The sequence below is a fragment of the Clavibacter lycopersici genome, from assembly GCF_003576405.1.
Classification (GTDB): Bacteria; Actinomycetota; Actinomycetes; order Actinomycetales; family Microbacteriaceae; genus Clavibacter; species Clavibacter lycopersici.
Genome location: NZ_QWGT01000126.1, coordinates 1 through 8,212, shown reverse-complemented (window position 1 = coordinate 8,212; position 8,212 = coordinate 1). Strand labels below are relative to the sequence as shown.

The 8,212-nt window shown below is 70.9% G+C and carries 10 protein-coding genes and 1 pseudogene; all 11 read right to left on the bottom strand.

Annotated elements, in window-relative coordinates; all coding sequences use genetic code 11:
- Positions 1-126, bottom strand: a pseudogene (locus tag DZG00_RS09580) (tRNA pseudouridine(38-40) synthase TruA); the annotation flags it as partial.
- Positions 123-1,202 carry a GNAT family N-acetyltransferase gene (locus tag DZG00_RS09575; protein ID WP_233549220.1) on the bottom strand — a complete coding sequence of 360 codons (1,080 nt, stop codon included), beginning with the start codon at positions 1,200-1,202 and terminating at the stop codon, positions 123-125. The gene DZG00_RS09575 and the pseudogene DZG00_RS09580, both read right to left, overlap by 4 nt.
- A 101-nt stretch (positions 1,203-1,303) precedes the next feature.
- Positions 1,304-1,867 (bottom strand): 50S ribosomal protein L17, encoded by a 564-nt coding sequence (gene rplQ / locus DZG00_RS09570; protein ID WP_119455569.1) that lies wholly within the window; start codon positions 1,865-1,867, stop codon positions 1,304-1,306.
- 52 nt (positions 1,868-1,919) lie between these two features.
- Positions 1,920-2,915 carry a DNA-directed RNA polymerase subunit alpha gene (locus DZG00_RS09565; RefSeq protein ID WP_086515376.1) on the bottom strand — a complete coding sequence of 332 codons (996 nt, stop codon included), beginning with the start codon at positions 2,913-2,915 and terminating at the stop codon, positions 1,920-1,922.
- A gap of 161 nt (positions 2,916-3,076) precedes the next feature.
- Positions 3,077-3,475, bottom strand: a complete 399-nt coding sequence (gene rpsK, locus DZG00_RS09560; protein ID WP_012039274.1) for a 30S ribosomal protein S11 — start codon at positions 3,473-3,475, stop codon at positions 3,077-3,079.
- A gap of 43 nt (positions 3,476-3,518) precedes the next feature.
- Entirely contained in the window at positions 3,519-3,893 is a 375-nt protein-coding gene (rpsM, locus tag DZG00_RS09555; RefSeq protein WP_015491172.1) for a 30S ribosomal protein S13, read from the bottom strand.
- Positions 3,894-4,046: 153 nt separating this feature from the next.
- The gene (rpmJ, locus tag DZG00_RS09550) at positions 4,047-4,160 is read right to left on the bottom strand and encodes a 50S ribosomal protein L36 (RefSeq protein WP_086515377.1); all 114 of its coding nucleotides are present in this window, start codon (positions 4,158-4,160) and stop codon (positions 4,047-4,049) included.
- A gap of 71 nt (positions 4,161-4,231) precedes the next feature.
- On the bottom strand, positions 4,232-4,453 hold the full coding sequence (gene infA / locus DZG00_RS09545; RefSeq protein WP_012039277.1) for a translation initiation factor IF-1: 222 nt from the start codon (positions 4,451-4,453) through the stop codon (positions 4,232-4,234).
- A gap of 242 nt (positions 4,454-4,695) precedes the next feature.
- Positions 4,696-5,865 carry a mannitol-1-phosphate 5-dehydrogenase gene (locus DZG00_RS09540; protein WP_119382829.1) on the bottom strand — a complete coding sequence of 390 codons (1,170 nt, stop codon included), beginning with the start codon at positions 5,863-5,865 and terminating at the stop codon, positions 4,696-4,698.
- Complete coding sequence (locus DZG00_RS09535; RefSeq protein ID WP_119382828.1) at positions 5,862-6,299, bottom strand: PTS mannitol transporter subunit IIA; 438 nt, start codon at positions 6,297-6,299, stop codon at positions 5,862-5,864. Before DZG00_RS09535 ends, DZG00_RS09540 begins: the two co-directional genes overlap by 4 nt.
- 114 nt (positions 6,300-6,413) lie before the next feature.
- Positions 6,414-7,943 carry a PTS mannitol transporter subunit IIBC gene (locus tag DZG00_RS09530; RefSeq protein WP_119382827.1) on the bottom strand — a complete coding sequence of 510 codons (1,530 nt, stop codon included), beginning with the start codon at positions 7,941-7,943 and terminating at the stop codon, positions 6,414-6,416.
- Between the last annotated feature and the right edge of the window lie 269 nt (positions 7,944-8,212).

Genomic DNA, 8,212 nt, shown 5'->3' with positions numbered 1-8,212 from the left:
GTCCTCGAGGGCGCCCTGCACGGTGCGGAGCCCGGGCTGCTTGGCCCAGCCGGCGAAGCCGGTGCCGTCGTACGCGACGTCGAGGCGGAGGCGCGCGCCGCCCGCGGCCGCGTCGCGGTCCGTCATCGGCCGGCGGATCCCCGGGGGCGCGTCATGCCGACCTCGCGCTCGAAGACCACGGTGCGGCTCGACTGTGTGAAGCCCAGGTGCTCGTACAGGTCGAGCGCGCCGGTCGGGCTGTCGGAGTCGACGTCGAGCACCGCGCGGTCGAGGCCCTCGGCGCGGAACGCGGCGAGGGCGGCGGACAGGAGCGCCTGCGCCAGCCGGCGCCCGCGGAACTCGCGGCGCACGCCGACGAGGGCGACGTACGCGGACGAGTAGCCGGCCGCCTCCCAGTTCTGCGGGTGGATCTCCGTCATCGCGAACCCGGCGACCTGCGCGTCCGCGTCGTCGCCCGTGACGGCGATGACCGAGAGGTCGTCACGCGCGGTCGGCAGCGACAGGAATGCCTCCCACCGCTCGACGCTGATGGGCTCGGATCCCCAGTGGTCGCGGAACACGTCGTTCTTCGCGAGCCGGGCGCGCTCCCACCACTCCCGCGTGACGGGGATCAGCCGGAGGCCCTCGGGCGCCGGCACCTCGGGGAGCTCGGTCGCCAGGTCGCGGTGCATCTCGATGAAGTATCGGCTGGGCGTGAAGCCGCGCGAGGTCGCGAGCGCGGTCGCCCCGGCGACGTCGTCGGGGAACTCGATGCCCATGCGCGTGGGCACCGGACCCTCGACGTGATCCGCGGGCTGCGCGACCTCGAGCGCCTGCGTGGCTCGGGCGACCTGCCAGTCGAGCAGGCGCCCGCCGATGCCGCGACGGCGGAGGTCCGGGCGGACGCCGCCGGAGATGTGGCCGCGCACGACGCTCTCGTCGTCGGGCTTGACGATCGCGGATCCCTCGGCGGCGAGGCGGCCGTCCGCGTCGACGGCCACGATCGCGTCCCGCGACAGGTCGACGTAGGAGAACCCCATGGACATCGCGACCTCGTCGCGCGTGGGGCGGTGGTCCGGGTGGTCGGCGTCGGCCAGGAGGCCCTGCAGCTCGACGAGGGCGTCCACGTCGTCGGGGGACGCGGCGCGCCAGGTGATGCCGTCTGGTCCCTCGGGCAGCGGGATGGGGGCGTCGTCCGGCATGGTCGTGCTCGTGTCGGTCATCCGTCCAGGGTACCGGGGCCCGCCGCTCCGGACCCGGCGTCCCCGTACGCACGAGAGCCCCCGACGCGCAGGGCGTCGGGGGCTCTCGTGATGGTGCGGTGCTACTTGTCGGACTTCTCCGCGGCGTCGGCCTCGACCTCGGCGGCGGCCGCGTCGGTCGTCTCCGCGGGGGTCTCGTCGGTGTGCTCGACCGCGTCGGTCTCCTCGACCGGCACGTCGGACTCCGTGGGCTCCGCCTCGGCGACCGGGGCCGCGGCGGCGGGAGCCGTCGCGGTCGTGGTGCGCGAGGAGCGCACCTTCGGGGTCACGGGCTCGAGCACGAGCTCGATCTGCACCATGGGGGCGTTGTCGCCCTTGCGGAAGCCGAGCTTCGTGATGCGGGTGTAGCCGCCGTCGCGCTCGGCGACGAGGGGCGCGATCTCCGTGAAGAGCTCGTGCACGACGCTCTTCGAGGGGATGATCCCCATGACGCGGCGGCGGGCGTGCAGGTCGCCGCGCTTGGCGAACGTCACGAGGCGCTCCGCGACGGGACGCAGGCGCTTGGCCTTCGTCTCGGTCGTCTTGATGGACTTGTGCTCGAAGAGGCTCTGGGCCAGGTTCGCGAGCATGAGGCGCTCGTGCGCCGGGCCGCCTCCGAGGCGGGGACCCTTGGTGGGCTTGGGCATGGTCTTGTCTCCGTAAGTGTCGAAAGAAGGCGTCGGGCCGGGGCCGGACGGATCAGTTGGTGGTGGTCTCGTCCTCGTCGTAGCTGTAGTAGTGCGCGCCGTCGAAGCCGGGGACGGCGTCCTTCAGCGACAGACCGAGCTCGACCAGCTTGTCCTTGACCTCATCCACCGACTTCTGTCCGAAGTTGCGGATGTTCATGAGCTGCGTCTCCGAGAGGGCGACGAGCTCGCTGACGTTGTTGATGCCCTCGCGCTTGAGGCAGTTGTACGACCGCACCGAGAGGTCGAGGTCCTCGATGGGCATCGACAGCTCGGAGCTGAGGACGGCGTCGACCGGCGCGGGGCCGATCTCGATGCCCTCTGCGGCCGAGTTGAGCTCGCGCGCCAGGCCGAACAGCTCGGTGAGCGTGCGACCGGCGGACGCGATCGCGTCGCGCGGCGTGATGGCGGACTTCGTCTCGACGTCGACCACGAGGCGGTCGAAGTCGGTGCGCTCGCCGGCACGGGTGGCCTCGACGCGGTAGGTGACCTTGAGCACGGGCGAGTAGATCGAGTCGACCGGGATCTGGCCGGCCTCGCTGAACTCGCTGCGGTTCTGGGTCGCGGAGACGTAGCCGCGGCCGCGCTCGATCGTCAGCTCCAGCTCGAACTTCGCCTTCTCGTTGAGCGTGGCGATGACGAGCTCGGGGTTGTGGATCTCGACGCCCGCGGGAGCGGAGATGTCGGCGGCCGTGACCTGGCCGGCACCCTGCTTGCGCAGGTACGCGGTGATCGGCTCGTCGTGCTCGCTGGAGACGACGAGGCCCTTGATGTTGAGGATGATCTCGGTCACGTCCTCCTTCACGCCGGGGACGGTGCTGAACTCGTGCAGCACGCCGTCGATCCGGATGCTGGTGACAGCCGCGCCGGGGATGGACGAGAGGAGCGTGCGGCGGAGCGAGTTGCCGAGCGTGTAGCCGAAGCCGGGCTCGAGCGGCTCGATGACGAACCGCGAGCGGAACTCCGAGATCTGCTCCTCGGTGAGGGTGGGGCGCTGCGCAATGAGCACTGTGTTGTTTCCTTTCGGCGAGGCGTCCGCTATATGACGCCTGCGATGCCCCCCGGATGGCGGCCCGGGCGGGTAGTGAATTGGTCGAACGGACACACGGCGGATCGGCCGACGCCGTCCCCTCCTGGTGGAGCGGGACGGCAGCGGCCGATCAGCGCGAGCTAGACGCGGCGGCGCTTGGGCGGGCGGCAGCCGTTGTGCGCCTGCGGGGTGACGTCGTTGATCGAGCCCACCTCGAGGCCGGCGGCCTGGAGCGAGCGGATCGCGGTCTCGCGGCCGGAGCCGGGTCCCTTGACGAACACGTCGACCTTCTTCATGCCGTGCTCCTGCGCCTGGCGGGCGGCCGACTCGGCGGCGAGCTGCGCGGCGAACGGCGTCGACTTGCGCGAGCCGTTGTAGCCGACGACGCCCGAGGACGCCCAGCTGATGACGGCACCGGTCGGGTCCGTGATCGAGACGATGGTGTTGTTGAAGGTGCTCTTGATGTGGGCCTGGCCTACGGCGATGTTCTTCTTGTCCTTGCGGCGCGGCTTGCGAACAGCCGACTTGGGTGCTGCCATGGAATTCTCCTGTGTCTACGGGTGGCGAGGCGCGGGCCGAGGCCTAGCGCGCCTTCTTCTTGCCGGCTACGGTGCGCTTCGGGCCCTTGCGGGTACGAGCGTTGGTCTTCGTGCGCTGCCCGTGGACAGGGAGGCCGCGGCGGTGGCGGATGCCCTCGTAGCTGCCGATCTCGACCTTGCGGCGGATGTCGGCGGCCACCTCGCGGCGGAGGTCGCCCTCCACCTTGAAGTTCCCGTCGATGTAGTCGCGGAGGGCGATGAGCTGGTCGTCGCTCAGGTCCTTGACGCGGATGTTCTTGTCGATGCCGGTGTCCTCGAGGGTCTTGACGCTCGAGGTGCGGCCGACGCCGTAGATGTACGTGAGTGCGATCTCGACGCGCTTGTCGCGCGGGAGGTCGACGCCTGCTAGACGTGCCATTGAGGCTTCTCCTGGTGATGGGTGGAGGTCTGCAGCAGAGCCTGTGCATCGGCCTCCGACCGATGGTGTCCCCCGGATCCTCGCGGACCCCGGATTCCGGCGCTGCTGTCGTTCTTCTTCAGGTGGTGCGGTGGTGCCGTGCGATCGTGCTGACTAGCCCTGGACCTGCTTGTGTCGCGGGTTCTCGCAGATGATGCGCACGCGGCCGTTGCGTCGGATGACCTTGCACTTCTCGCAGATCCTCTTGACGCTGGGGTTGACCTTCATGATGCTTCCTTGCTTTCGTTCTCGCTGGCCTCGTGCCGCCGCGGATGCGGGGCCGTTCCTTCGCAGCAGGCCTACTTGTAGCGGTAGACGATCCGGCCGCGCGTGAGGTCGTACGGGCTCAGCTCCACGATCACGCGGTCCTCGGGGAGGATGCGGATGTAGTGCTGACGCATCTTGCCCGAGATGTGGGCGAGGACCTTGTGCCCGTTGCTCAGCTCAACGCGGAACATCGCGTTCGGCAGAGCTTCGACAACTCCGCCTTCGATCTCGATGACGCCGTCTTTCTTGGCCATATACTCACTGTCGCTAGAGGTGGTGTCTGCTGTTCGTGCGGATGCGCATCATGGTGAGGCGCAGGTGCAGCGGGCACGCCGGGAGGCGGCCGAGCACCAACGGTCTAGAGTACGGCATCCCCGGGCGTGTCGCAATTCTCCCCGCGTGTCGCGGCCGGATCCGCGGATCCTGCGCTAGCGGGACGCACGACGGGCCGGGCGGTCGCCCGCCCGGCCCGTGCCGGTCCTGCTGCTGGCGTCCGCTACGCGCGGTGGCGCGGGGCGCTGCGGCGGTCGGCCTGCGCGGCGTCGACGAGGGCGACGAGCTCGGCGGTCAGCGGGTGCTGGTCCTCGAGGCCCGTGACGCGGCGCACGAGGTCGGCGGCCGTGTCCGTCGCGAGCAGCCCCTGCAGCTCGAGCGCCTGCGGGTCGCCGGCGGGGTCGAAGCGGAGCGCCTGGCCCATCGCGCGCACCAGGGCGTCGTTCGGGAGGCCGCGCTCGGCGAGCTGCGACGCGGGGCCGACGAAGCGCTCCTCGCGGGAGAGCTTGCGCAGCGGCTGGCGGCCGACGCGCTCGACGGTGTCCGCGAGCGCCGCATTGGCGAAGCGGGCGAGGTTCTTCTCGCGGTAGGCCGCCTGCTCGGCCTCGTCGAGGCCGTGCTTGGCGACGAGCAGCGCGCTCGTCTCCTCGAGCACCTGGCGCACCTCGTCGGCGACCTCGGGGATCGCCATGGCGTCCGACTGGCTCACGGCGCCGCGCGCGTAGCCGTGGTACGCGACGGTCGCGTGGCCCGTGTTCACCGTGAAGAGCTTGCGCTCGATGTAGGGCGCGAGGTCGTCGACGAACGTGGCGCCCGCGATCTCGGGCACCGCGTCGCCGAAGGGCGTGCGCTCCACGACCCACTCCGAGAAGTCCTCGACGGTCACGTCGAGGCCCGCGGCGGGATCCTGGTTCGGCACGATCCGGTCCACCGCCGTGTTCGCGAAGACCGCGCGGGTGAGCGCGGCGGTGTCGTCGCCGAGCGCCGTCTCGATCTCGGCGCGGAGGGTGTCCGTCGCGTTGATCGCGTTCTCGCACGCCATGACGGCGACGGGGCCGAGATCCGCCGAGCGCGCACGGAGCCCGGCGGCGATCGCGGGGGCGACGAAGCGGAGGATGGCCGGCCCCACTGCGGTGGTCACGACGTCGGCCGTCGCGATCTCCTGGATGAGCGCATCGCCGTCGGCCGCGCTGTCGATCGCGCGGAAGCCGGTGACGGTCCAGTCGCGCGCGTGCGGGCCGACCTCGGTGACGCGGTAGGAGTCGGCGGAGGCGAGGTGCCCGATGAGCTCGGCGTTGACGTCGGCGAAGACGACCTCGTAGCCGGCCTCGTGCAGGATCAGCCCGACGAAGCCGCGGCCGATGTTGCCGGCGCCGAAGTGGACGGCCTTCACGCCTCGTTCACCTCGGCCAGGAGGGCGTACAGGGCCTCGGCGTCGGGGGCGTCGAGGAGCTTCTGCACCTCGTCGTCGTCGCTGAAGATGATGGCGATCTTGCTGAGGATCTCGAGGTGGCCGTTGTCCTTGCCGGCGATGCCGACGACGAAGCGCACCTCGTTGCCCGCCCAGTCGATGGGGGCGTCGTAGCGGACGAAGGAGAGCGCCGAGTCGAGGATCGTGTCCTTGCCCTCGTTGGTGCCGTGCGGGATGGCGAGCAGGTTGCCCATGTAGGTCGAGACGCTCTTCTCGCGCTCGAGCATGAACCCCTCGTACTCGGGGGTGACGGCGCCCGCGGCGACGAGGATGCCCGCCGCCTCGGCGATGGCCTCCTCCACGCTCGACGCGGTGCCGCCGACGCGGATCTGGGCGGGTTCGAGGACGTTCGACATGGTGCTCCTGACGTGTAGTGCGTGATGCGGGGGCCGGGCGGTGCCTTCCAGCATGGCCCGGCCCCCGCGACTGCGGTGGTGCGGCGGGTCCGCCTCGACGGCGGACCCGGGGGATCAGCCCTCCGAGCGCTGCTTCTGGACCAGCTCCACGATCTCGTCGTAGCGCGGCGAGTTCATGAAGTTGTCGACGGAGACGTGCTCCGAGGACGGGCTCTTCTGGCGGGCGCGGTCGGTGAGCTCGCGCTGCGTGATCACGAGGTCGGCCGTGCCGTCGAGGGCCGCGATCGCCTTGTTGACGACCGTGACGTCGGTGACGCCGGCCTTCTTCATCTTGTTGCGGAGGACCGAGGCCCCCATGGCGGACGAGCCCATGCCTGCGTCGCAGGCGAACACGATGTCCTGGATGCGGGTGGCCGTGGCCGTGCCGCCGTCCGTGCCCGTGGCGCTGGCGCCGTCGGCGAGGCCGCCGACCGTGCCCGCGGTGCCGGTCTCGGCGCCGAGCCCGGAGAGGATCGAGGACTCCTTGCCCTTGTTGGCCTGCGTGGCCTGGACCGCGGCGCCGAAGTCGCCGTCGCCCTTCTTGCCGGTGCGGAGGATGACCGCCGCGATGACGAAGGTGACGGCCGCCGAGATGATGACCGAGAGGATCACGCCGGGGAAGCTGTTGCGCTCGGTCTGGCCGAGCACGGCGATGATGCTGCCGGGCGAGGCGGGGCCGCGGAGGCCCGAGCCGAACGCGACGTTGGTCGCGACGCCCGAGGCGCCACCCGCGATGACCGCGAGGAACAGGAGCGGCTTGGACAGCACGTACGGGAAGTAGATCTCGTGGATGCCGCCGACGAACTGGATGAGGATCGCGCCGGGGGCCGTGCTGCGGGCGACGCCCACGCCGAAGATCGTGAAGGCGAGGAGCACACCGAGACCGGGGCCGGGGTTCGCCTCGAGCAGGAACAGGATGCTCTTGCCGGTGCGGGTCGCCTCCTCGGTGCCGAGGGGGGTCAGGATGCCCTGGTTGATGGCGTTGTTGAGGAACAGCACCTTCGCCGGCTCGATCACGATGCTCGTGAGGGGCAGCAGGCCGTTGTCGACGAGGAAGCCGACGCCGCCGCCGAGCACCGACGTGATGCCGCGGATCACCGGGGTGAGGCCGAAGTAGGCGCCGATCGCGAAGATCGCGCCGAGGATGCCGGCGGAGAAGTTGTTGACGAGCATCTCGAAGCCGGGGCGGATCCGGTCGATCCAGAGGCGCTCGATGACCTTCAGCAGGTACGCCGCGAGCGGGCCCGTGATCATGGCGCCGAGGAACATCGGGCTGCCGCCGTCGAAGTACGGGGTGCCCACCGTGCCGACGATGACGCCCATGGTCGCGATGCTCGCGACCACGCCGCCGCGCGCGTCGTAGACCATGCGGCCTCCGGTGTTCGCGATGAGCAGCGGGAGGAGGAAGTACAGCACGGGCGCGACGAGGCCGGCGAGCTGCTCGTTGGGCAGGTAGCCGTCCGGGATGAACAGGGCCGTGAGCAGGCCCCAGGCGATGAACGCCGCGATGTTCGGCATGATCATGCCGCTGAGGAACGTGCCGAACTTCTGCACGCCGAGCCGCACGGACTGTCCCGTGCTGCGGGTGGGTGACGTCGTCGTCATGGGGGTGGTGCTCCTGTCGGGATGGGCGGCGGGCCTGCTGTCGGCCCGCCGGGCTGCGGTGGTGAGGGGGTGGATCGAGCTGGTCGGTCGGGTGCGGGTCAGACGGTGGCGGGCGCCGATGCTGCGGTGACCGCGGCGCGCGCCTCGACGGCGCTGTCGGCGGCGAGGGCGACGGCGGCCAGGGCCTCCGCCTCCTCGCGCGTGTGGAGGGCGAGCTCGGCGCGCACGTCGGCGAGGGCCGCGGGCGACATCGAGAGGCTGGTGGCGCC

What these genes read in the sequence shown, in the direction of transcription:
- DZG00_RS09575 (WP_233549220.1), bottom strand. Translation starts at nt 1,202, where the DNA reads ATGACCGACACGAGCACGACCATGCCGGACGACGCCCCCATCCCGCTG.
- rplQ (WP_119455569.1), bottom strand. Translation starts at nt 1,867, where the DNA reads ATGCCCAAGCCCACCAAGGGTCCCCGCCTCGGAGGCGGCCCGGCGCAC.
- rpsK (WP_012039274.1), bottom strand. Translation starts at nt 3,475, where the DNA reads ATGGCAGCACCCAAGTCGGCTGTTCGCAAGCCGCGCCGCAAGGACAAG.
- rpsM (WP_015491172.1), bottom strand. Translation starts at nt 3,893, where the DNA reads ATGGCACGTCTAGCAGGCGTCGACCTCCCGCGCGACAAGCGCGTCGAG.
- rpmJ (WP_086515377.1), bottom strand. Translation starts at nt 4,160, where the DNA reads ATGAAGGTCAACCCCAGCGTCAAGAGGATCTGCGAGAAGTGCAAGGTC.
- infA (WP_012039277.1), bottom strand. Translation starts at nt 4,453, where the DNA reads ATGGCCAAGAAAGACGGCGTCATCGAGATCGAAGGCGGAGTTGTCGAA.
- DZG00_RS09535 (WP_119382828.1), bottom strand. Translation starts at nt 6,299, where the DNA reads ATGTCGAACGTCCTCGAACCCGCCCAGATCCGCGTCGGCGGCACCGCG.
- DZG00_RS09530 (WP_119382827.1), bottom strand. Translation starts at nt 7,943, where the DNA reads ATGACGACGACGTCACCCACCCGCAGCACGGGACAGTCCGTGCGGCTC.